This window comes from Actinocorallia sp. B10E7 (genome assembly GCF_039871655.1).
Lineage (GTDB): Bacteria > Actinomycetota > Actinomycetes > Streptosporangiales > Streptosporangiaceae > Actinocorallia.
The window spans coordinates 356,132-377,475 of sequence record NZ_JBDPLZ010000002.1 but is presented as its reverse complement, the minus strand read 5'-3'; the positions used below and the strand labels follow the sequence as shown (position 1 = coordinate 377,475).

General features: G+C 71.1%; 19 protein-coding genes. 12 read left to right on the top strand and 7 right to left on the bottom strand.

Annotated elements, in window-relative coordinates:
• The first annotated feature begins 15 nt into the window (after positions 1 to 15).
• From ABGB12_RS06800 to ABGB12_RS06790, 3 genes are read left to right on the top strand one after another with little or no spacing between them, the layout of a single operon-like run.
• Positions 16 to 426, top strand: coding sequence for a hypothetical protein (locus ABGB12_RS06800; protein WP_347675402.1), 411 nt, complete (start codon positions 16 to 18; stop codon positions 424 to 426).
• On the top strand, positions 413 to 1,075 hold the full coding sequence (locus ABGB12_RS06795) for a DUF3995 domain-containing protein (protein ID WP_347675401.1): 663 nt from the start codon (positions 413 to 415) through the stop codon (positions 1,073 to 1,075). Before ABGB12_RS06800 ends, ABGB12_RS06795 begins: the two co-directional genes overlap by 14 nt.
• Entirely contained in the window at positions 999 to 2,417 is a 1,419-nt protein-coding gene (locus ABGB12_RS06790) for an aldehyde dehydrogenase family protein (protein WP_347675400.1), read from the top strand. The genes ABGB12_RS06795 and ABGB12_RS06790 overlap by 77 nt, the downstream gene beginning before the upstream one ends.
• Here the strand turns inward: ABGB12_RS06790 and ABGB12_RS06785 are convergent.
• Complete coding sequence (locus ABGB12_RS06785; protein ID WP_347675399.1) at positions 2,414 to 3,322, bottom strand: hypothetical protein; 909 nt, start codon at positions 3,320 to 3,322, stop codon at positions 2,414 to 2,416. The two genes, ABGB12_RS06790 and ABGB12_RS06785, sit on opposite strands and share 4 nt — an antisense overlap.
• 105 nt (positions 3,323 to 3,427) lie before the next feature.
• Here ABGB12_RS06785 and dxr point away from each other — a divergent pair, with 105 nt between their 5' ends.
• The 3 genes from dxr (at position 3,428) to ABGB12_RS06770 (ending at position 6,764) form a co-directional block, all read left to right on the top strand.
• The gene (dxr, locus tag ABGB12_RS06780) at positions 3,428 to 4,618 is read left to right on the top strand and encodes a 1-deoxy-D-xylulose-5-phosphate reductoisomerase (protein ID WP_347675398.1); all 1,191 of its coding nucleotides are present in this window, start codon (positions 3,428 to 3,430) and stop codon (positions 4,616 to 4,618) included.
• A gap of 4 nt (positions 4,619 to 4,622) precedes the next feature.
• Complete coding sequence (gene ispG / locus ABGB12_RS06775; protein WP_347675397.1) at positions 4,623 to 5,795, top strand: flavodoxin-dependent (E)-4-hydroxy-3-methylbut-2-enyl-diphosphate synthase; 1,173 nt, start codon at positions 4,623 to 4,625, stop codon at positions 5,793 to 5,795.
• 111 nt (positions 5,796 to 5,906) lie between these two features.
• Positions 5,907 to 6,764 carry a GNAT family N-acetyltransferase gene (locus ABGB12_RS06770; RefSeq protein ID WP_347675396.1) on the top strand — a complete coding sequence of 286 codons (858 nt, stop codon included), beginning with the start codon at positions 5,907 to 5,909 and terminating at the stop codon, positions 6,762 to 6,764.
• Positions 6,765 to 6,827: 63 nt separating this feature from the next.
• On the opposite strand, the gene ABGB12_RS06765 is transcribed toward ABGB12_RS06770, so the two are convergent.
• Positions 6,828 to 8,426 carry an alpha/beta hydrolase gene (locus ABGB12_RS06765; RefSeq protein ID WP_347675395.1) on the bottom strand — a complete coding sequence of 533 codons (1,599 nt, stop codon included), beginning with the start codon at positions 8,424 to 8,426 and terminating at the stop codon, positions 6,828 to 6,830.
• A gap of 114 nt (positions 8,427 to 8,540) precedes the next feature.
• The gene (locus ABGB12_RS06760; RefSeq protein WP_347675394.1) at positions 8,541 to 9,917 is read right to left on the bottom strand and encodes a PucR family transcriptional regulator ligand-binding domain-containing protein; all 1,377 of its coding nucleotides are present in this window, start codon (positions 9,915 to 9,917) and stop codon (positions 8,541 to 8,543) included.
• An 81-nt stretch (positions 9,918 to 9,998) separates the two neighbouring features.
• Here ABGB12_RS06760 and gabT point away from each other — a divergent pair, with 81 nt between their 5' ends.
• Positions 9,999 to 11,330: a 4-aminobutyrate--2-oxoglutarate transaminase gene (gene gabT, locus ABGB12_RS06755; protein WP_347675393.1), complete on the top strand. Its 1,332-nt coding sequence runs from the start codon at positions 9,999 to 10,001 to the stop codon at positions 11,328 to 11,330.
• Positions 11,331 to 11,788: 458 nt separating this feature from the next.
• Here the strand turns inward: gabT and ABGB12_RS06750 are convergent, their stop codons facing one another.
• On the bottom strand, positions 11,789 to 12,949 hold the full coding sequence (locus ABGB12_RS06750; RefSeq protein WP_347675392.1) for an extracellular solute-binding protein: 1,161 nt from the start codon (positions 12,947 to 12,949) through the stop codon (positions 11,789 to 11,791).
• A gap of 156 nt (positions 12,950 to 13,105) precedes the next feature.
• The gene (locus ABGB12_RS06745) at positions 13,106 to 13,393 is read right to left on the bottom strand and encodes a hypothetical protein (RefSeq protein ID WP_347675391.1); all 288 of its coding nucleotides are present in this window, start codon (positions 13,391 to 13,393) and stop codon (positions 13,106 to 13,108) included.
• A gap of 293 nt (positions 13,394 to 13,686) precedes the next feature.
• On the opposite strand from ABGB12_RS06745, the gene ABGB12_RS06740 reads away from it, so the two are divergent.
• A complete protein-coding gene (locus tag ABGB12_RS06740; RefSeq protein WP_347675390.1) occupies positions 13,687 to 15,021 on the top strand; it encodes a CoA transferase in 1,335 nt (444 codons plus the stop codon).
• Between the two features lie 84 nt (positions 15,022 to 15,105).
• Here the strand turns inward: ABGB12_RS06740 and ABGB12_RS06735 are convergent, their stop codons facing one another.
• Positions 15,106 to 16,716: a PucR family transcriptional regulator gene (locus ABGB12_RS06735; protein WP_347675389.1), complete on the bottom strand. Its 1,611-nt coding sequence runs from the start codon at positions 16,714 to 16,716 to the stop codon at positions 15,106 to 15,108.
• Between the two features lie 86 nt (positions 16,717 to 16,802).
• Here ABGB12_RS06735 and ABGB12_RS06730 point away from each other — a divergent pair, with 86 nt between their 5' ends.
• From ABGB12_RS06730 to ABGB12_RS06720, 3 genes are all read left to right on the top strand, one after another.
• On the top strand, positions 16,803 to 17,036 hold the full coding sequence (locus ABGB12_RS06730; protein WP_347675388.1) for a 4a-hydroxytetrahydrobiopterin dehydratase: 234 nt from the start codon (positions 16,803 to 16,805) through the stop codon (positions 17,034 to 17,036).
• Positions 17,037 to 17,105: 69 nt separating this feature from the next.
• Positions 17,106 to 18,392 (top strand): aspartate aminotransferase family protein, encoded by a 1,287-nt coding sequence (locus ABGB12_RS06725; RefSeq protein WP_347675387.1) that lies wholly within the window; start codon positions 17,106 to 17,108, stop codon positions 18,390 to 18,392.
• Positions 18,389 to 19,879: a CoA-acylating methylmalonate-semialdehyde dehydrogenase gene (locus ABGB12_RS06720; RefSeq protein WP_347675386.1), complete on the top strand. Its 1,491-nt coding sequence runs from the start codon at positions 18,389 to 18,391 to the stop codon at positions 19,877 to 19,879. The genes ABGB12_RS06725 and ABGB12_RS06720 overlap by 4 nt, the downstream gene beginning before the upstream one ends.
• 12 nt (positions 19,880 to 19,891) lie before the next feature.
• Here the strand turns inward: ABGB12_RS06720 and ABGB12_RS06715 are convergent, their stop codons facing one another.
• Entirely contained in the window at positions 19,892 to 20,311 is a 420-nt protein-coding gene (locus tag ABGB12_RS06715; protein WP_347675385.1) for an ATP-binding protein, read from the bottom strand.
• Positions 20,312 to 20,506: 195 nt separating this feature from the next.
• Between ABGB12_RS06715 and ABGB12_RS06710 the strand changes: the two genes are divergently transcribed.
• Entirely contained in the window at positions 20,507 to 21,343 is an 837-nt protein-coding gene (locus ABGB12_RS06710) for a helix-turn-helix transcriptional regulator (protein ID WP_347675384.1), read from the top strand.
• The last annotated feature ends 1 nt before the right edge of the window (position 21,344 follow it).

Sequence of the window (21,344 nt, the reverse complement as noted above, 5' to 3'; positions counted from 1 at the left end):
TGGCCGGCATACGCGATGGCGATCCTGTTCCTCGGTTATGCCGCGGGAAAGGCCGCTTTCGCTCTGCAGGCCAGGCTCGGGTTTCCGGGCGGTCCGCCCGTGACGGCGGCCGAGAGCGAAGGCTATTTCCTGGACGCGGCCGCCGCGCAGTGGTCCGCGGCCGCGTCCGGCCTGCTGGGCGCCTGCGTCGTCCTCGCCACGGTCACGGCGCCGGGGCGCAGGGTGCCGAGGACGTTGATGCTGCTCTTGCTGGGCGGGATGCTGCTGGCCGTCGGCGGCGGTGCGGGGATCATGATCGTGGACGGGTTCGTCGGCATCGGCGTGGGCTGGCAGTGGTACCACGGTGTCCTGGGCCTTGTGGTGATCGGGCTGTTCCTGGAGACGGCCCGGTCCTACGCGGTGTCGACGAGACGTGCCGCGGGCTGACCGGGCGCGGGCGGGCGCCTACGGAGCCGCGGTGTGCGCCGCGGCGTACGGATCGATGAAGCTCGCCCAGGCGCTGGGTGCCAACGCGCTGGCCGACAAGGATCCGCTGCCCCCGCATCTGCGCGAACAGCTGCTCGCACGTCATCCGCTGTTCGTGGCGAGCCACTGGCTGCTGGCCGGCGCGGCGGCGGTCGGTGTCATCGTCGCGCTGGCCTCCGTGCGTCCCTGGGGTGCGAGGTTCCCGCGCCGACTGCTGCTCGCGGTCTCCTGGACGCTGGGGATCTTCATGATCGCCCGGGCGGTCGGGACGCCGGCGTCCGGCCTGGTCGGCGACGCGCTGCTGCTGACCGGGGTCCGCGAGGCTCCGGCCGGGCACTCCGAACTGGCGCACACCTTGGCGCGCTGGGATCTGCTGCTGTGGTCGCCGTTCTTCCTGGTCTGGGGGATGTGCTGGACGGTGACCGGATGGCGGCTGGGGCGGGTAGGGCGTGAGAGGGGGCTGGACAGTGTGGAAGGGAGGTTGTCCACACCGTCCAGGAGCCGGAAGGAAGCGGCGGAGTTAACGTGGCGGTATGGACGTGACTCCTTTCTGGGTGGCCGGGAAGGCCGCCACCGGTGCCGAGCAGATGAGCGTGACCCACCCCTATGACGGGCGGGAGGTCGGCATCGCCTCGGTGCCCACCGAGGCTCAGGTGGAAGAGGCGCTCGCCAAGGCGTACGCGGTGCGGCATGAGGCGGCCGCGCTTCCGCTGCATGTGCGGGCGGAGGCGCTGGCGCACGTCTCCCGGCGGCTGGAGGAGCGCAAGGAGGAGATCGCGCGGCTGATCACCGGGGAGAACGGCAAGCCGCTGATGTGGGCCCGGGCCGAGGTGGGGCGGGCCGTGTCCGTCTTCCGGTTCGCGGCCGAGGAGACGCGGCGGTGGAGCGGGCAGGTGCAGCGGCTGGACACCGACCCGGGAGGGGCCGGGCGGCTGGCCTACACCTCGCGGGTGCCCTACGGGGCGGTGCTGGCGATCACGCCGTTCAACTTCCCGCTGAACCTGACGGCGCACAAGGTGGCCCCGGCGATCGCGGTGGGGGCGCCCGTCGTCGTCAAGCCCGCGCCCGCGACGCCGCTGTCGGCGCTGCTGCTGGGCGAGCTGCTGGCCGAGACCGGCCTTCCCGAGGGCATGTTCTCCGTCCTGCCCGTGCCGAACGAGCGGGCGTCGGCGCTCTCGCGGGACGAGCGGCTGCCGGTCATCTCGTTCACCGGGTCGGGGCCCGTCGGATGGTCGATCAAGGACTCGGTCCCGCGCAAGCACGTGGTGCTGGAGCTCGGCGGGAACGCCGCCGCCGTCGTCTGCCCGGACGCCGACCTGGACTGGGCGGCCCAGCGCGTCGCGCTGTTCTCCAACTACCAGGCGGGCCAGTCGTGCATCGCGGTGCAGCGGGTCTACGCGGTCGGCGACGCCTACGACGCGCTGCTGCCCAAGCTGGTGTCGGCCGTCGAGGGCCTCGTCACCGGCGACCCGTGGGACGACGCCACGCAGGTCGGCCCGATGATCAGCGAGGACGCCGCAAAGCGGGTGGAGAGCTGGGTCGCCGGGTCCGGCGGCAAGGTGCTGACCGGCGGGGTCCGGGACGGCGCGAACTACGCGCCGACCGTCCTGACCGGGGTGGCCGAGGGCACCGAGGTCGCCTGCGAGGAGGTGTTCGGGCCGGTCCTGTTCGTGGAGAGGGCCGACAGCGTCGACGAGGCCTTCGCGAAGGTCAACGACTCCCGCTACGGCCTCCAGGCCGGCGTGTTCACCCGCAGCCTCGACACCGCGTTCAAGGCCCAGCGGGAACTGGAGGTCGGCGGCGTGATCATCGGTGACGTCCCCTCCTACCGCGCCGACCAGATGCCCTACGGCGGTGTGAAGGACTCCGGCGTGGGCCGCGAGGGCGTCGCCAGCACCATGGCCGACCTCACCTACGAGAAGGTGATGGTCCTGACGGGGCTCCCGCTCTAACCCTTCTCGGCGCGGGCGTAGAGCTTGCGGATGGCGTCCCCGAAGTACGGGCCGTACATGACGCGTCCCTCGTCGGCGTATTTGAAGCTGCTGACGGAGACGATCGTGCCCGTGCCGGTGAGGGGGTCGAAGCCGCTCATCCAGGGGCCTCCGCTGGAGCCCTGGGTGAGGTCGCACCGCAGGCCCTGCGCCCTGGTCTCGCCGTAGGGGTCGTCCGACGGGAGGCCGCTGCAGTAGGCCAGGCGGCGGCCGTCGTACTTCTCGTACGACGGGTAGCCGAAGGTGTGCACCTGCTGCCCGCGCGGACGGCCGAAGGCGATCTCGTTGAACCCGACGACGTCGGCCACGTGCTCGCCCCCGGCCTGCGCGAGCGCGACCATCGCGACGTCGTAGCCGTCGTCCGCGCCGGTCGACCACTGGTCGGGGACGAACATGCGGCGGGCCGGGAAACCGCCGTACGGGCCGCCGCCGTCCCGGTAGGCGGGGACGAAGACCCAGTTCTCGGCCCAGGCGCCGCTGCCGTTCTTGGCGCAGTGCCCCGAGGTGACCACCAGGTCGCGGTTGGCGCTGCGGATCGTCGCGGCCGAGCACAGGAAGTCCTGCCCGTTCATGCTGAAGAACACCCGGCCGACCGTGTTCAGCGCCGCCCCGGGCCAGAGCGCCCCGGCGTTGACCGCCGCCGGCACGGCCCGCCGCCGCTGCCCGCGCGTCGAGACGTTGACCGCCCGGGCCCTGCGGTCGGCCGTCCAGTAGCGCAGCACCCGCTGCTGCTGGATCTGCCCGGCGGGCAGGTCCCTGGAGACGATCGTGTCCGCGGGAGGCTGGACGCTCGCCCCGGCGAGCGCCACCGGGGAGAGTCCGACCAGGCCCGCCAGAAGGCGCGCGATCCAGCTGTCGGTGACCATGATGCAGCAGTCTGCATCACCCGAAGTGATGTCGTGGCTACTTTTGGTGAACTTGCATCTCCCCGGAGTGCCCCGGACAGAATGGACGCCGTGACAGAAGCCGCGGTGACAGACGTGACAGAGATCGTCGTGCTGGGTTCGACCGGCTCGATCGGCACCCAGGCCCTGGACATGGTCGCCCGCAATCCGCGGCGCTTCCGGGTCCGGGCCCTGGCCGCGGGCGGCGGCCGGGTCGACCTGCTGGCGAGGCAGGCGCTGGAGTTCCAGCCCGAGGTGGTGGCCGTCGCCAAGGCGACCGCCGCCCAGGACCTCCAGCTGGCCTTCTACGCCGAGGCGAGCAAGCGCGGGTACGCCAAGGGCGAGTACCGCATCCCCAAGATCCTCGCCGGGCCCGACGCGGTGGCCGAGGTCGCCGCGCACCCGTGCGACGTGGTGCTGAACGGGGTGACGGGCGCGCTCGGCCTGGCCTCGACGCTGGCCGCGCTGGACGCGGGGAGCACCCTGGCGCTGGCCAACAAGGAGTCGCTGATCGTCGGCGGCCCCCTGGTGAAGGCCAAGGCCAAGCCCGGCCAGATCGTCCCGGTGGACTCCGAGCACTCCGCGCTGGCCCAGTGCCTGGTCGGCGGGACGCACGCGGAGGTGCGGCGGCTGGTGCTGACGGCCAGCGGCGGCCCGTTCCGCGGCAGGTCGCGCGCCGAGCTGGAGAAGGTCACCGTCTCCGACGCGCTGAACCACCCGACGTGGGACATGGGCCCGGTGATCACGGTGAACTCCGCGTCCCTGGTGAACAAGGGCCTGGAGGTCATCGAGGCGCACCTGCTGTTCGACATCCCCTTCGACCGGATCGCGGTGATGGTGCACCCGCAGTCGGTGATCCACTCGATGGTGGAGTTCGTCGACGGCTCCACCCTGGCCCAGGCGAGCCCGCCTGACATGCGGCTGCCGATCGCGCTGGGCCTGACGTGGCCGGAGCGGATCGAGCGGGCCGACTACGGCATCGACTGGACGAAGGCCCACACCTGGGAGCTGTTCCCGCTGGACGACGAGGCCTTCCCGGCCGTCCGGCTGGCCCGCGAGGCCGGCGAGATGGGCGGCACCGCGCCCGCGGTTTATAACGCGGCTAATGAAGAGTGCGTCGAAGCTTTCCTCTCCGGCAGGATCACATTTCCCTCCATCGTGGATACTGTGGCCGATGTCGTCTCGACACACCAGACAATCCGGACGCCGACGCTTGAAGATGTGCTCGCGGCTGATCAGTGGGCACGGGAGAGCACCCGGCAACGACTGACACAATAGGAACATGAGCGTCGAACTCGGTCTGCCGAAGATCCGTCCCCAGGCTCCCCAGCTCGCCCCCCGCCGCAAGTCGCGTCAGATCATGGTGGGCACCGTGCCGGTGGGCGGCGACGCCCCCGTGTCCGTGCAGTCCATGACCACGACGCTCACCTCCGACGTCAACGCCACCCTGCAGCAGATCGCGCAGCTGGCCACCGCCGGCTGCCAGATCGTCCGCGTCGCCTGCCCCTCGCAGGACGACGCGGACGCGCTGCCGCAGATCGCGAAGAAGTCGCCGATCCCGGTGATCGCCGACATCCACTTCCAGCCGAAGTACGTCTTCGCGGCGATCGACGCGGGCTGCGCCGCGGTGCGGGTCAACCCGGGCAACATCAAGAAGTTCGACGACAAGGTCGGCGAGATCGCCAAGGCCGCCTCCGCCGCCGGGGTCCCGATCCGCATCGGCGTCAACGCCGGCTCGCTGGACAAGCGCCTGCTGGAGAAGTACGGCAAGGCCACCCCCGAGGCGCTGGTGGAGTCCGCGCTGTGGGAGTGCTCGCTGTTCGAGGAGCACGGCTTCCAGGACATCAAGATCTCGGTCAAGCACAACGACCCGGTCGTGATGATCAACGCCTACCGGCAGCTCGCCGCCCGGTGCGACTACCCGCTGCACCTGGGCGTCACCGAGGCCGGACCGGCCTTCCAGGGCACCATCAAGTCCGCGGTGGCCTTCGGCGCGCTGCTGTCGGAGGGCATCGGCGACACCATCCGCGTCTCCCTGTCGGCCCCGCCGGTCGAGGAGATCAAGGTCGGCACCCAGATCCTGGAGTCCCTCGGGCTGCGCGAGCGCGGCCTGGAGATCGTCTCCTGCCCCTCCTGCGGCCGGGCCCAGGTCGACGTCTACACCCTGGCCGAGCGGGTCACCGCCGGGCTTCAGGGCTTCCCCGTCCCGCTGCGGGTGGCGGTCATGGGCTGCGTCGTCAACGGCCCCGGCGAGGCCCGTGAGGCCGACCTGGGCGTCGCCTCGGGCAACGGCAAGGGCCAGATCTTCGTCAAGGGCGAGGTCATCAAGACCGTCCCCGAGGACCAGATCGTCGAGACCCTCATCGAGGAGGCCCTGCGCATCGCCGAGGAGATGGGCGTGGAGGTCGACCTCGACGACGACAGTGGTCCCGGCGCCCAGGTCGTCACCGCCTGAACGCCCCTGACGCCCCGTTCGTCCTTGCTTCCGCATAGGCTTGTCGCACAGTGGCCGCGGCCTGGGCGCCGGCGGCCGGGCACCGACGGGCATGCAGGGGATCTCAAGGGGATGATCGGATCCACGCGGCTGGACTCGCTCCCGGTACGGGTCCTGGACGACCGGTACCGGGACGAGGTCCTGGCGATTCTGGACGCCGCGCCGCTCAGCAACGTCTTCGTCAGCTCCCGCGTGCACCAGGCCGGGCTCGAGCCCGGCAGGCTGGGCGCGCAGATGTGGGGGTACTGGCGGGACGGGCGGCTGGAGTCCCTGTGCTACGCCGGCGCCAACCTGATCCCGGTCAACGCCGGGTCCGACGCCGTCCGGGCCTTCGCCGACCGGGCCCGCGTCCAGGGCCGCCGGTGCAGTTCCATCGTGGGCCCGGTGGGCGCCGTGCGCGAGCTGTGGGCGCTGCTGGAGCCCTACTGGGGTCCCGCCCGGGCGGTCCGCGCGCTGCAGCCGGTGATGGCCACCTCCCGGGAGAGCGAGTTCCCCTCCGACCCGTATGTCCGCCGTGTCCGCATGGAGGACTTCGAGATCCTCTACCCCGCCTGCGTGGCCATGTTCACCGAGGAGGTCGGGGTCTCCCCCAACGCCGGGGACGGCGGGGTGCTGTACCGGGCCCGGGTCGCCGAGCTGATCAGGGCGGGCCGCGCCTTCGCCCGGATCGAGGGCGGCCGGGTGCTCTTCAAGGCGGAGATCGGCGCGGTCACCCCGTACGCCTGCCAGATCCAGGGCGTCTGGGTGCACCCGGAGGCGCGGGGCCGCGGCCTCTCGGAGTTCGGCATGGCCTCGGTGGTGCGGATGTCGCTGCGCGACGCGGCCCCGGCGGTCTCCCTGTACGTCAACGACTTCAACGTCCGGGCCCGCGCCGCCTACCGCAGGGTCGGCTTCGCCGAGGTCGACGAGTTCATGAGCGTGCTCTTCTGACCCGGCCGCACGAGGCCCCCGTGACCTGGCCGGTCACGGGGGCCTCGTTCTGGTCCGCGGAGGTCACCGCCGGCCGAGGATCACCTCGTCGGCGGGCGCGCCCTGGGTCCGCGCCTCGGCCGCCGGGGGCTGCGGCTTCGGCAGAGCGTCGACGTGGACGACCTTCCGCTTCGGAAGGCGTCCGGTGAGCAGGTAGTTCTCGAAGTAAGCGTCGATCTTGGCGTTGCCGCGCTGGACGACGCCGTGGGTCAGGCCTCCGTCCTCGACGACCAGGTGGCCGCCGAGCCGCTTGCGCAGTTCGGGGCCGCCGGCGTAGGGGGTGGCGGCGTCGAGGGTGGCCTGGAACAGCAGGATGTCCGGCAGTCCGGCGCGCTCGCGGACGTCCACCGGCTTGCCGGCCTTGGCGGGCCAGTACAGGCAGGGGGAGTTGTACCAGGTGTTGTTCCAGGTCATGAACGGGTGCTTGGCGGCGGTGCGCTCGGCGTCCCGCTTCCAGGTCTTCCACTTGCGCGGCCACTGCACGTCGGTGCACTGGACGGCGCTGTAGACGGCGTAGCCGTCGGCCTCTGCGGAGGCGCCGAGGTTGACGTAGGCGTTGGCGATGCCGGTGTCGGAGCCGGCCTTGCGGTCGGCCAGGGCGGTGGCGAGCAGACCCCAGATCCCGCTGCTGGCGCGGTAACCGGCGGTGAGGAAGCTGTCCTCGAGCTCGGACGGCCCCACCTTGGTCAGCTCCGCGGGCTTGGCGGGGTCGAGCGCGACGGAGACGGGCTTGGCGGCCAGCTCGGCGCGGGTCTTGTAGTAGAAGGCCCGCACCTCCTTGCGGGTCGCGCCGACCTTGTAGACGTCGTTGTGCTTGGCGACCCAGCCGAAGAAGATGTTCAGGTTCCGGTCGAAGGCCTTGTCCTGCTCGAGGTTGGCGTCGTACCAGACCCCGCTGGGGGCGACGTTGGAGTCGAGCACCATGCGGCCGACCTTGCGCGGGAACAGCGTCGCGTAGACGCCGCCCAGGTAGGTGCCGTAGGACGCGCCGTAGAAGTTGAGCTTCCGGTCGTTCAGGCGCTGCCGGATGAGCTCCATGTCGCGTGCCGAGTCGGTCGTCTTCATGTGCTTGAGGAGACGGCCGTACTTCTTGCCGCACGCCTTGGCGTAGTCCTTCGCCTCCTTCAGCCAGTAGGCGATGTCCCCCTTGTTCTTGGGGTTGTAGTCCGGGCGGACGGGGTCGAAGTGGTCGGCGTCGCAGCTCATCGCGCCGCTGCCGCCGGTGCCGCGCGGGTCGAAGCCCACGATGTCGTAGGCGGCGCGGAGCTTGGCCGAGGCCCGGCCGGCGACCGGGACGGCGAAGTCGGTGCCGGTGCCGCCCGGGCCGCCGGGGTTGACGACCAGGGTGCCCTTCTTGGCGCCGGTGTGCTTGATCCGGGAGAGCGCGAGGGTGATCTTCTCCCCCCGCGGCCTGTTGTGGTCCAGCGGAACCTTGATCTTGGCGCACTGCAGGATGGCGCCCTTGAGGGTGTCGTACAGCGCGGCGTAGTCCACCAGGTCCTGCCCGCAGGATCCCCACTTGACGGGGCGGTGCTGGGGCGCGGCGGCGGACGCCTGCGCGGGCAGGGCGAGTCCGGCGAGGACGAGCCCCGCGGCGGCGGACGCCCCGATCAGCTTCTTCATCGACTCCCCTTGTCACGTTCGGATAAAGCAAAGCGAACAAAGGGAGATTGTCACGATAAGTTCCAGATGGATAGAAGATCCATAACAAGAACTACGCCCAACCGTAACGAATCCTTAAAAAACCGCGCGCCGAGTGAGCATCAGGGCGATCCACAACTCCGCACGGGTACCGGCGTCCTCCAGGTCGCGGTCGAGCAGCCGGGCGATCCTGCGCGTCCGGTGGCGCAGGGTGTGCCGGTGCACCCCCAGCGCGCGGGCCGCCGGATCTCCCTGTCCGCCCGCCTCCAGATACGCCATCAGCGACGCGCGCAGCACCTCGTCCAACGGGGCGAGCAGCCGCTCGGCCAGCTCCGCGGCCTCCGGCCCCTCCAGCAGCCCCAGCAGCCCCCGGACCGGCAGCTCGGCGTACCGGCGGACCCCGGAGCCGGGCCTGGCCCGCTCGGCCTCGGCCAGCGAACGGGGCGCGTCCTCAAGCCCTGCCGGATCCCCCACCCCCACCGGCCCGTACGCCTCCACCAGGGGGAGGACCTGGTCGACCAGGGGGTCGGGGACGATCAGCGCGCAGCCGCCCCGGTACGGCACCGCCAGGCAGCGCTCGCCCAGGGGGTCGTTCTCCAGCCCCTCCGGCGCGCCGGACCCGCAGACCAGGACCCTGATCCGGTGCGGGGGCCGCTCGGGCTCCCAGCCCAGCAGCAGGCGGCCCAGCGCCGCCTTGAACCCCGCGTCCCCGCGCGGGGTCTCGGACCCGAGGGTGAGCAGGGAGACCGCGACGCCCACGACGGTGTGCACGAAGGGGCTCAGCGGCCGCGGGGTCCCGACGGCCAGGTAGCCGCGGGGCCTGCCGCCCAAGCCGATCGTCTGGACCACGATCGGGCCCGGCAGCGCCAGGCTGACGGCGCCGTCCGCCAGCCGGGGCAGTTCGGCGGCGACCTCCTCCAGATGCTCCCCGGCCTGCTCGGGCGCCGCGTGCCGCGGCTCCCCGAGCGGCCCGAGCAGCAGCGCCCAGCCGCGCAGCTCCCAGGCCAGCCGGCCGACCAGCGCGCCGGGACCGCGCAGCGCCGCCCTGGTCAGCTCCCGCTGGGCCCGGAAGGCCCGGGTGACGTCCTCGTAGCGGGCGGCGGCGAGCATCCGGGAGACCTCCTCGCCGATCGCCGCGAACGGGGTGGGCCTGGGCACCTCCAGCAGCGGCAGTCCGTGCCGTCCCGCGGCCTCGACCAGGGCGGGCGGCACCTCGGCGTGGCCGAGTCCCACTCCGAACCCCAGCCCCGCCACCCCCCGGGCGACCAGCCTGGCGACGTACTCCTCGCACTCGCGCGGCCCGGCCGGCCACATGCCCGTCGTCAGCACCAGCTCGCCGCCCTCCAGGAAGGGCGTGGGATCGGGCAGCTCGCTCACCGCCACCCAGCGGACCGGGACGTCCAGAGCCGCCGTGGTGAGCCCGCGCAGGTGGAGCCGGGGGAGGGAGACGACGGAGGCGAGGGTCGGCGCCATGCCACTGTGTCCAATCGTGATGCTCGGGGTTGTCCAGGATGGCAGCGTCCCAGCCCCGGCGGCCCGGCTTATCGTCGGGGTATGAGCAGCTTCAAGGGCGGCCCGTCCCTGCCGCAGGAACGCAAGATCGTCACCGAGATCCCCGGGCCCCGCTCCCGGGAGCTCCAGGAGCGCCGGAAGAAGGCCGTGGCCCCCGGGGTGGGCTCGACGCTGCCGGTCTACACCGTCGCGGCGGGCGGCGGGGTCATCGTCGACGTCGACGGCAACAGCCTGATCGACTTCGGTTCCGGGATCGCGGTCACCAACGTCGGCAACGCCCATCCCGAGGTGGTCCGCCGGGTACAGGAGCAGGTGGCGGCCTTCACCCACACCTGCTTCATGGTCACCCCCTACGAGGCGTACGTCTCGGTGTGCGAGAAGCTGAACGAGCTGACGCCCGGCGACCACGAGAAGCGCACGATCCTGGTGAACTCCGGCGCGGAGGCGGTCGAGAACGCCGTGAAGATCGCGCGTTACGCCACCCGCCGCCCCGCCGTCGTGGTCTTCGACCACGGCTACCACGGGCGCACCCTGCTCACGATGACGCTGACCGCCAAGAACATGCCGTACAAGGAGGGCTTCGGCCCGTACGCCCCCGAGGTGTACCGGATGCCGATGGCCTACCCGTTCCGTTCGGAGCTGGACGGCCCGGCCACCGCCGCGCAGGCGATCGACCTGATCACCACGCAGATCGGCGCGCACAACACGGCGGCGATCCTGGTCGAGCCGATCCTCGGCGAGGGCGGCTTCATCGAGCCCTCCCCCGGCTTCCTCCCGGCGCTCGACCGGTTCGCCAAGGAGAACGGGATCGTCTTCATCGCCGACGAGATCCAGACGGGCTTCGGCCGCACCGGGCAGCTGTTCGCCAGCGAGCACGAGGGCATCGTCCCCGACCTCATCACCACCGCCAAGGGCATCGCGGGCGGGCTTCCGCTGGCCGCCGTCACCGGCCGGGCCGACCTGATGGACTCCGTGCACGGCGGAGGGCTCGGCGGCACCTACGGCGGCAACCCGATCGCCTGCCAGGCGGCGCTGGCCGTCTTCGAGGCGCTGGAGGCGGAGAAGGTCGTCGAGCGGGCCCGGCGGATCGGCGAGATCATGCTGCCCCGGCTGCGGGCGATGGCCGAGCGGTTCCCGCAGATCGGCGACGTGCGGGGCAGGGGCGCGATGACCGCGATCGAACTGGTCGTGCCGGGTACCAGGACGCCCGATCCGGGAGCCGCCGCGGCGCTGGCGCGGGCCTGCCACGAGCGGGGGCTGCTGGTGCTCACCGCGGGCACCTACGGCAACGTCCTGCGGTTCCTCCCCCCGCTGGTCATCCCCGAGCCCTTGCTGCTGGAGGGGCTCGACCTCCTGGAAGAGGCGTTCCGGTGACCGCGGACCACGGGAGTGGCGGGGAGGACCCGGCGACTTTGCCAGGGTTTGATCCCGACATTCCTCCCCTCTCAGACAACAACACGTAGAAAGGAGGAGAACCGAGGAACGGTCCACCGAACTGCAGGGAGGTGAGCAATGAGCCGAAAGGTCCTTCTGGTCCCCGGCGCCGGCGCTCGCGCCCGCATGTCGGGCGGCTCAGGGGTGTTCGCGCATGCCACGGTCGGCGTGCCCGCCCTGCCGTACTCCCTTCGGGGACCGTCCGCGGTTCCAAGTGGGTGAGTTGAACCTCACTGGATACAGCGGGGCCCCGGGCTTTCGGGGGGTTGGCCCGGGGCACCCGCTCCCATGAAGGGACGCGAAGACGGCGATCTCTCGCTCACGCGTCCGCGAGGCGGGTCCGACTGGGGGCGGTCGGGCCCGCCTTCGTCATGGCCCGGCGGCTCCCGGCGCCTTCGTCAGCCGAGGGAGGACCAGGCCTCCGTCCAGTCCGACCAGTCCGCGCACTCGGGGTCCTTCTCGCACTCCTCGTCGGGGACGCGGGGGAAGACCAGCCGATCGATGTAGGAGCGGTCGCCCACGTGGTGATCGGTGCAGAAACCCGCCCTCAGCAGCCCGCAGGCCCGGCCGTCCGCGGGCGACACCCCCTGCCACTCCGCCATCTGCCTCTGCACCTCGGGGGTGCTCACCCAGTCCAGCCACTGGTACATGCAGTTGGGGTTGCGGACCCGGGGGTTGATCCCCCAAGCGGCGTACCAGCCGGTGGTCCCCTCCTTGGGGGAGGCGACGGCGATGGGCCGCCCGCCCCTGGCCAGCACGTCCAGCTCGTGGAGGCCGCCCATCCCGACCACGGCGTCCCCGGTGGAGAACGCCTCGATCGACTGGGTGCCGTCCTTCCACACGCGCAGCACGTTCGGGCGCTGTTCGCGCAGCAGTTCGACCACCGCGTCCAGCTGCCCGGTGGTCAGCTCGTAGGGGTCGCGGATCTTCAGGGAGCGCTTGCGGTGCTTGAGATAGAGCGCCGCCGACGCGATGGCGTGCGAGCCGTCCCGCCAGACGATCCTCTTGTGGTACGGCCTGCTCTCCCTCGGGTCGAACACCGCCCCCCAGGAGGCGGGCTGGGCCTGGCCCGTCTCGAACAGCAGCAGGTTCGCGCCCCACGCCGCGGGCACCCCGTAGGTCTCGTCCCCGTGTTTCACCAGGCCGCGCAACCGCGCGTCGAGGGACTTGTAGGCGGGGAGCAGCGAGGTGTTCACCGGGGCGAGGCCGTCGGCGGCGACGAGCCTGCCGAACGCCTCGGACGGCACCAGCGCGCCGTCGTAGAAGCCGCCCGACATGCGCTCGTAGACGTCCTGGGCGGTGCCGACCGTGCGGACGGTCACCTGGCAGCCGGACCGCTCCTCGAACGGCGTCACCCAGTCGACGGCCCGGTCCTCGGAGCCCTCCTCGACGTAGCCGGGGAGGGACAGGAGGTTCAGGGCCCCCTCCGCGGCGCCGACCGTCTTCAGCGGCTCGGCTCTCCCGCTGGGCGCGTCGTCTCCGCTGCACGCCGAGAGCGTCACGACCAGACCGGTGCACAGGGCCGTACAGACCGCCAGTACCGCCCGAAGATGACTCATGAAGGGGCAGCTTACTGAGGAAGACCCCGGAAAGCGGCGGGGGTTGCCGGGCAGAGCATTCTCACGGAGGAACGTGATGGAGGGTGAATGCCTCGCCTGTGCGCTTTCCGGGGTCCCATGCCGCGGCGGCGCGGGGCCGGGCCGGGGAACAGCGGGTCACCTTGCAGGGTCACCCGGCCGTGTCGCCAGCGGCACCCGGCGGACCGGGGGCGCGCCGAGCCGGAGGATGCTCGACGGGTCCCGGTAAGCCGGGAGTTCGGATTGGATCTCCTCGATGTGTGCGATGAGCCTGGGCAGGTCGGCCGCCTCGACGAAGTCGCCGATGTCACGCTCCCTGGGGGGCAGAGCCCACCAGCTGCCGGTCGCGGTGCCGTACCAGATGGTCCACTGGGGATAACGTCCGACCAGGAAGGAGAGCTCGGTGGAGTGGTCTTCTCCCGCCATGTCGGCTCTCCCTTCCAGTCATTCTCGAGTGTGTCCAGTGAAACAATTCCGGTCAAGGCCTGTAGAAATGTTCCCAATTCTTCGCGCGCCCTCGAAAATAGGTAACACACAAATAACGGATACAGAATCCTTCTTATGGGACCGTTCTTTGATGGGATTCGTCGGCGGCGCGGCGCCCCCGCCGCCCATGCGATCTTCCCGTCCCGGGGCGGGCCTGCCCGCCGACCCGTGCGCCGCGTGCCCGTGGCGCACGTCATATCGACGGGGCGGCCGGGGTGCGGTTGAGTGAAACCGTGGTGGAGCAGAGTATCCGGTCGCTGTGCGCCCAGACGGGAATTCCTTCGGTCCCGGTGGAGGTCCTGGGAAAGCCCGGCCTCCTTCCCTCGATCTTCCGGGTGGACGTCCTGGCCGCGGCCAGTGTCGGCGCCGCGAGCTGTGCCGCGGCGGTGTATTGGGAGCTGAGGGGCGGGCCGCGCGCCCACGCCTCCGTCGCCCGCGAGCACGCCGAGCTGGCCTTCCTCTCCGAACGGTTCTTCAAGATCGCCGGTAACGAGCTCCAGCTGTGGGCCGACCTGTCCGGCGACTACCGCACCCGCGACGGCTGGGTGCGGCTGCACTGCAACTTCCCCGCGCACCGCGACGCGGCGCTCCGCGTGCTCGGCGGCACGCCGACCCGCGACGCGGTGACCGCGGCCTGCCTGGAGCGCGACTCCCTGGACGTGGAGGGCGCGGTGCTGGCCGAAGGCGGCGCCGCCGCGGCGTTCCGGTCCCGGGACGAGTGGGCCGCCTTCCCGCACGGCTCGCTGATCGGGCTGGAACGCCTCTCCGACGGGCCCGTCGTACAGATGAAGAACGCCCGCCGACCGTTGGAGGGCATCCGCGTCCTGGACCTCACCCGGGTCGTCGCCGGCCCGGTCGCCACCCGGACGCTGGCCGCGTACGGCGCGGACGTCCTGCGCATCGGCGCCTCGCACGTCCCCGAGATCCCCGGCCTGGTGCTGGACATGGGCTTCGGAAAACGCTCCTGCCGGCTGGACCTGCGCACCGAGGACGGGCGCGCCCGCCTGCGCGAACTCGTCTCCAGCGCCGACGTCATGGTGCAGGGTTACCGGCCGTCGGCGCTGGCCGCCCTCGGGTTCGGACCGGAGCGGCTGCGCGAGCTCAACCCGTCGATCGTGAGCGTCGACGTCTCGGCGTACGAGCCGGGCAGCCCCTGGTACGAGCGGCGGGGCTTCGACAGCCTGGTGCAGCTGGCCACCGGCCTGGCCCACGAGGCGATGCTGGCCGCGGGCTCCGACCGTCCCGTCCCGCTGTCCGCGCAGGCGCTGGACCACGCCACCGGCTATCTGGGGGCGTTCGCCGCGATCTCCGGGCTCATCCACCGGGCCACGGTGGGCGGCTCCTGGCACGCCCGGCTGTCCCTGGCGGGCACGGCGCGCTGGCTGGACTCGCTGGGCCGCCAGGAGCCCGCGCCCGCGACCGCGCCCTCGGACGACGTGATCGCCGCGATCGACAGCCCGCACGGGGTGCTCAGCTTCGTGCTCCCCCCGGGAACGGTCTCCGGATGGCGGCCCCGATGGGACTCTCCGCCCCCACTGGACGGTTCTTCTCCGCCCGTTTGGCTGTGAGGTTTTCCGGAGTGGTGAACCCCTGTGGAAAAGGACGGCCCGCAGGAGGGGAATGGTGAAATGAAACCATTCAATAAGGGGATTTCAGGGGTGGCCCCTGCGTACCGACGCCAGTGCCAGAAGAGCCACGTGAAGTGAGGTGCACGTCTCGACGTCGTCCAGGTCCACGTTCAGGACGCGTTCGACGCGGTGCAGCCGCTCGTAGAGGGCCGGGCGGGAGAGATGGGCGTGCTGGGCGGCCATCGCCTTGTTGCGCCCGCAGTCCAGGTAGGCCGACAGGACCCCGGTGAGGTCGCCGCCGCGCTGGGCGTCGTGCTCCAGAAGCGGACTCAGCTCGCGCTCCACGAACATCTGGAGCCTGGCGTCGTCGCGCAGCAGGTGCAGCAGGCCGCGCAGCCGCAGGTCGGACAGGCGGTGGAAGAGGCGGTCGCCTCCGCTCCGGACCACCACGTCCGCGACCTGCTCGGCCTCCCGGAAGGAGCCGCGCACGTCCCGCAGGGAGTCGACGACGGAACCCGCCGCCATGACCGGCTCGGGCACGCCGGCCGAGACGCGCAGGCGGCGGGCCGTCTCGGCGAGCACGGGATCGACGTCCACGCGGGGCGGCAGCGCGGCCAGCATCCCCACCCGCGCCTGCGGGGAGCCCTCGTCCAGCACGCCGACCAGGGCGGAGAGCCCGACCTCGCGGGCCGCCGCCGCGACGGCCTCGGCCAGGCCGGTGAGCCGCTCGGGCTCCTCCCCCGCGCGGGCCCGCACGACCACGCCGAGCAGCCTGCGCCCGGCCAGCCGGACGCCCAGGGCGCGGGCGCGGGCCGCCGCCTCCCGCGCGTCCGAATAGGAGCCGGCGAGGATGCCGCTGATGAGCGTCCCGTGGGCCTGGAGCTCCAGCGACGCCTCGTGCCGGTCCAGGAGGCGGCCCAGCGCCAGAGTGGTGGCGGCCCGTTCGACCAGGACGGTCTCGCGCGGGGAGGGCGGGGCGTCCAGCGCCAGGATCAGTCGCCCCCAGTCCTCGTCCCTCGCGCCGACCACCGTCACCAGCCAGCCGGACGCCTCGTCGTAGCCGGTCCGCCCGTCCGGGCGCACCGCGCGGGACCGGCTCTCCCAGGAGTCGAGCAGGGCCGCCGGTTCGCTTCCCGCGGCGTCGGCGGCCAGCACCTGGTGGGAGAGGTTCTCCAGGACGGCCGGGCGGCCGGAGAGCGCGGCGACCTGCCGCACCACCTCGCCGGGGGCGGCGCCCTCCACGCTGAGCCGGGTGAAGATCTCGTGCAGCCGCTCCGAGGCGCGCAACTCGGCGAGCTGGGCGTCGAGGATGCGTGCGTGCACGGCCTCCGTCACGTCCACGAAGGGGATCTCGCGGCGCAGCACGACCACCGGGAGGCCGGCCTGTTCCGCGGCCCGCACCAGGGCGGGCGGGAGTTCGTCGGTGTAGCGCCGGCCCAGCTCGACCATGAGGCCGCTGACGCCGACCTCGGCGAGGGCCGCGACGTACCGGCGCAGCCCGGAGGCCTCCTCGGGGAAGGCGATGCCGGTGGTCAGCACCAGCTCGCCGCCACGCAGCAGCGGGGCGATGTCGGCGATCTCCGCGACATGCACCCAGCGGATCGGAGAGTCCAGCCGACCGGAGCCCGCCACCGTCCGGGGCAGCCCCCGACGCACCGGCTCCAGCTCCAGAACCTCGGCCAAGGTAGGAAGCATCGCTTTCATTCTAGGACATAGCGTTAAAAACCCGCTGCCGCTTGTTAACAGGTTGTCAAACCTCTCACCGGGGTAAGGAGACCGGCATGGAACAGGGATGGGAGAACACGGGCCACGCCCTCGTCCGGGAGTTCGTCTTCTCGGACTTCGCCGGCGCCATGGCCTTCGTCAACCGGGTCGCGCAGCTCGCGGAGGAGAGGAACCACCACCCGGACATCCAGATCCGGTGGAACAAGGTCACCCTCAGCCTGTCCACCCACACCTCCGGCGGGCTCACCGAGAAGGACTTCACGCTGGCCCAGGCGATCGACAACCTGTAAGAAGACGCTCGTATCCCCCGACACTCTGCCCCCTGGTCCCGCCGTCTCCGAGCTGGAAAGACTGGGTACATGTCGGAACTCCTGGCCCGCCACAGGGCCGTCATGCCACAGTGGATGGCGCTCTACTACGACCGGCCCTTCGAGATCGTCGGGGGCAAGGGCAACCGCGTCGTCGACGAGGAGGGCAACTCCTACCTCGACTTCTTCGCGGGCATCCTCACCAACATGATCGGCTACGACGTGGCCGAGGTCCGCGAGGCGGTCGAACGGCAGCTCGCCACCGGCGTCGTGCACACCTCGACCCTCTACCTGATCCGCGGCCAGGTCGAGCTGGCCGAGAAGATCGCCCGGCTGTCGGGCATCCCGGACGCCAAGGTCTTCTTCACCAACTCCGGCACCGAGGCCAACGAGGCGGCGCTGCTGCTCGCGACGTACGCGCGCGCCAGCAACCAGGTCTTCGCGATGCGGCAGAGCTACCACGGCAAGTCGTTCGGCGCGACGGCCGTCACGTCCAACCGGGCGTGGAAGAACAGCGGGCTCACCCCGTTCAACACGACGTTCCTGCACGGCGCGGACAGGCACCTGCCGCAGTTCGCCGGCCTCTCCGACGCCGACTACACCAGGGTCTGCGTCGAGGACCTGCGGCACGTGATCGCCACCGCGACCGGCGGCGACGTCGCCGCGCTGATCGCCGAGCCCATCCAGGGCGTCGGCGGCTTCACCATGGCTCCGGACGGGCTGTTCGCCGCCTACAAGGAAGTACTGGACGAGCACGGCATCCTGTTCATCTCCGACGAGGTCCAGACGGGCTGGGGCCGCACCGGGCAGAGCTTCTTCGGCATCCACAACCACGACGTGACGCCCGACGCGATGACCTTCGCCAAGGGGCTCGGCAACGGCTTCGCCGTCGGCGGCGTCGTCGCGCGCGGCGACCTCATGGACGCCCCGCACGCGGTCGGCCTGTCCACCTTCGGCGGCAACCCCCTCGCCATGGCCGCCGCCAACGCCACGCTCGACTACGTGCTGTCCCACGACCTGCAGGCCAACGCCGCCGCACGGGGCACGTTCATCATCGACGGCCTGCGCGCCGCCGCGTCCCGCTTCCCGTTCGTCGGAGACGTGCGAGGCAAGGGGCTGATGTTCGCCCTCGACCTGGTGGACCCCGGGACCGGCGCCCCCTCCCCCGCGATGGCCGCCCGCATGCTGGAGGAGACCAAGCGGCGCGGGCTGCTCGTCGGCAAGGGCGGCCTGTATGGCAACGTCATGCGCATGGCCCCGCCGCTCACCCTCACTGCGGAGGAAGCGGCCGAAGGCCTGAAGATCCTCGTCGACTCCCTGGAAGCGATCACCCCATGAGCAAGCACGCGACCCACTGGATCAACGGCAAGCCCTGGACCGGCACGGCCGAACGCCGAGGCGACGTCTACAACCCGGCGACGGGCGTCGTCTCCGGCACCGTGGACTTCGCCTCCCCTTCGGACGTCGACGAAGCCGTCGCCGCGGCCAAGGCGGCTTTCCCCGCCTGGCGGGACGCCTCGCTGTCGCAGCGCGCCCGGGTGCTGTTCAAGTTCCGGGAACTGCTCGTCAGGGACGCCGAGGAGCTGGCGCGGCTGATCTCGTCCGAGCACGGGAAGGTCGTCTCCGACGCGGCCGGTGAAGTGGCGCGCGGCCTGGAGGTCGTGGAGTTCGCCTGCGGCATCCCGCACCTGCTCAAGGGCGGTTTCTCCGAGAACGTCTCCACGAAGGTGGACGCGTACTCGATCCTGCAGCCGCTGGGCGTCGTCGCGGGGATCACGCCGTTCAACTTCCCGGCGATGGTGCCGATGTGGATGTTCCCCGTCGCGATCGCCTGCGGGAACACGTTCGTGCTCAAGCCGTCGGAGAAGGACCCGTCGGCCTCGTTGAAGATGGCCGAGCTGTGGGCCGAGGCGGGGCTCCCGGACGGCGTGTTCAACGTCGTCCACGGCGACAAGGTCGCGGTCGACGCGCTGCTGGAGCACCGGGACGTCAAGGCGGTGTCGTTCGTCGGGTCCACTCCGATCGCGCAGTACATCTACGAGACGGCCGCGCGCAACGGCAAGCGCGTGCAGGCCCTCGGCGGGGCGAAGAACCACATGGTGGTGCTCCCCGACGCCGACCTCGACCTGGCCGCGGACGCCGCCGTCAACGCCGGGTTCGGCTCGGCCGGCGAGCGCTGCATGGCCATCTCGGTGCTCGTGGCGGTCGAGCCCGTCGCGGACGCCCTCCTGGAGAAGATCAAGGAGCGGATGTCCGCGCTGGTGACGGGCCCCGGTGACGACCCGGCCTCGGAGATGGGGCCCCTGGTGACCCGCGCCCACCGCGACAAGGTCGCCTCGTACCTGACGTCGTCGGTCGAGCAGGGCGCCACCCTGCTGGTGGACGGCCGCGAGGGCCTGCCGTCAGACGACGGCTTCTGGCTGCGGCCCACCCTCATCGACAATGTCACGTCCGACATGGACTGCTACAAGGACGAGATCTTCGGCCCGGTCCTGTCGGTCGTGCGGGTCAAGACGTTCGACGAGGCCATGGCTCTGCTCGACGCCAACCCGTACGGGAACGGCACCGCCATCTTCACCAACGACGGAGGCGCCGCCCGCCGCTTCCAGAACGAGGTGGAGGTCGGCATGGTCGGCATCAACGTGCCGATCCCGGTACCAATGGCCTACTACAGCTTCGGCGGCTGGAAGGCCAGCCTCTTCGGCGACAGCCACGCCCACGGCACCGAAGGCGTGCACTTCTACACCCGCACCAAGGCGGTGACGTCCCGCTGGCTCGACCCGTCCCACGGCGGCGTCAACCTCGGCTTCCCGACCAACGGCTGACCCTCCCAACCGTCACCGACCGGCCTCCCCTTCCACTGAGGGGGAGGCCGATCTCCTTTCCAGCTCCGCCCACACCGTGGTGCGGTGCTCTTCCCACCGAACTCCCCACCGGCGAGCCACCGCCTCGACGAGCGTCAGCCCCCTCCCCGTCTCGTCCTCCTCACCGGCCTCCCGGACCCGCGGCCTCTCCTCCGCCCCCGAGTCGCTCACCTCAACCCGCACCACGTCCGCGCCGCCCGCGACCACCACCTCGAACCCGCCCTCCCCGCCATGCGCCACCGCGTTCGTCGCCAGCTCACTGACGACGAGCAACGCCTCGCCGGTCTCAACACCCTCCCCTTCCAGCAACCCCCGCACATACCTACGGGCCGCCCCGACCGCCCACTCCTCCCCGTCGAACCCGACGTTCCCCCACACCACCAGCGACCCCATCCCGCCTCCCCGACTCCGCGGTGCTGCTCCTCATGAGCGGCTCAGCGACAGGATGACGGCGTTACGACAGAGGAAAGAGCAGCTCAGCAGCGACCGCCGGATTTCCGAAGTGGAAATTTCCGGGCCTCGGCGTTCTCTCCTCGAGGCCACCGCTTCAGTCACAGAATGACATCAAGAAACCACGGGGAGCGCTTGATGTCCGATACCACGCAAAGCGAACGGGCCCGCCGTCTGGGCGAAGAACTTCGGCTCATCCGCAAGGCCCAAGGGCTGACCATCAAGGTGGCCGCGGCCAAGGTCCGGCGTTCCACCGCATCCCTGAGCCGCATCGAGAACGGCCAGGTCCACATCCGGGAACGGGACGTACTCAGCCTTCTCGCCTTCTACGAGATCACCGACGAGGCCAAACGCCTCCAGCTCATGGAGCTCGCCCGGCCCATCACCAACCGCCTGGCCAAGCACAGCCGGCTCTTCGAGCTGGAACTGACGGCGACCCGGATCAAGAACTTCGAGTTCGGCATCGTGCCCGGGCTGCTCCAGGTCCGCGGTTACATCGAAGCGGTATGCGGCTCCGGCATCACGTCCCGTTCCCGCCAGGAGATCAGACGCCTGGTGGACCTCCGCATGGCCCGGCAGGAACTCCTGGCAGGTCCTCTCCCCCCGGACTTCCATTTCATCATCGGAGAAGCCGCGCTCCACCTGACCACCGGCGGCCACCAGGTGATGTACGAGCAGATCCATCATCTCCTCCACATGAGCGACCTGGACCACGTGTCCCTCCGGCTCCTCCCGTTCACCCTCCCCTCGCACCCCGGCACCACCAGGGGATTCATCCTGCTCGACGTCCCCGGCATGGGCACCGTCCCCCTTTTCGACACCCTGACCGGAAGCACCGTCGTCACCGACAGAACAGAAACCGCCCGCTACGCCCTTGCTTATGACCATCTCCAGGAGTTGGCTCTCACCGAGGAGACGACACGAGCCAGGCTCGAACAGTTCGCCGACCTCCTGGAACACAGTCTCGGGAGCTGAC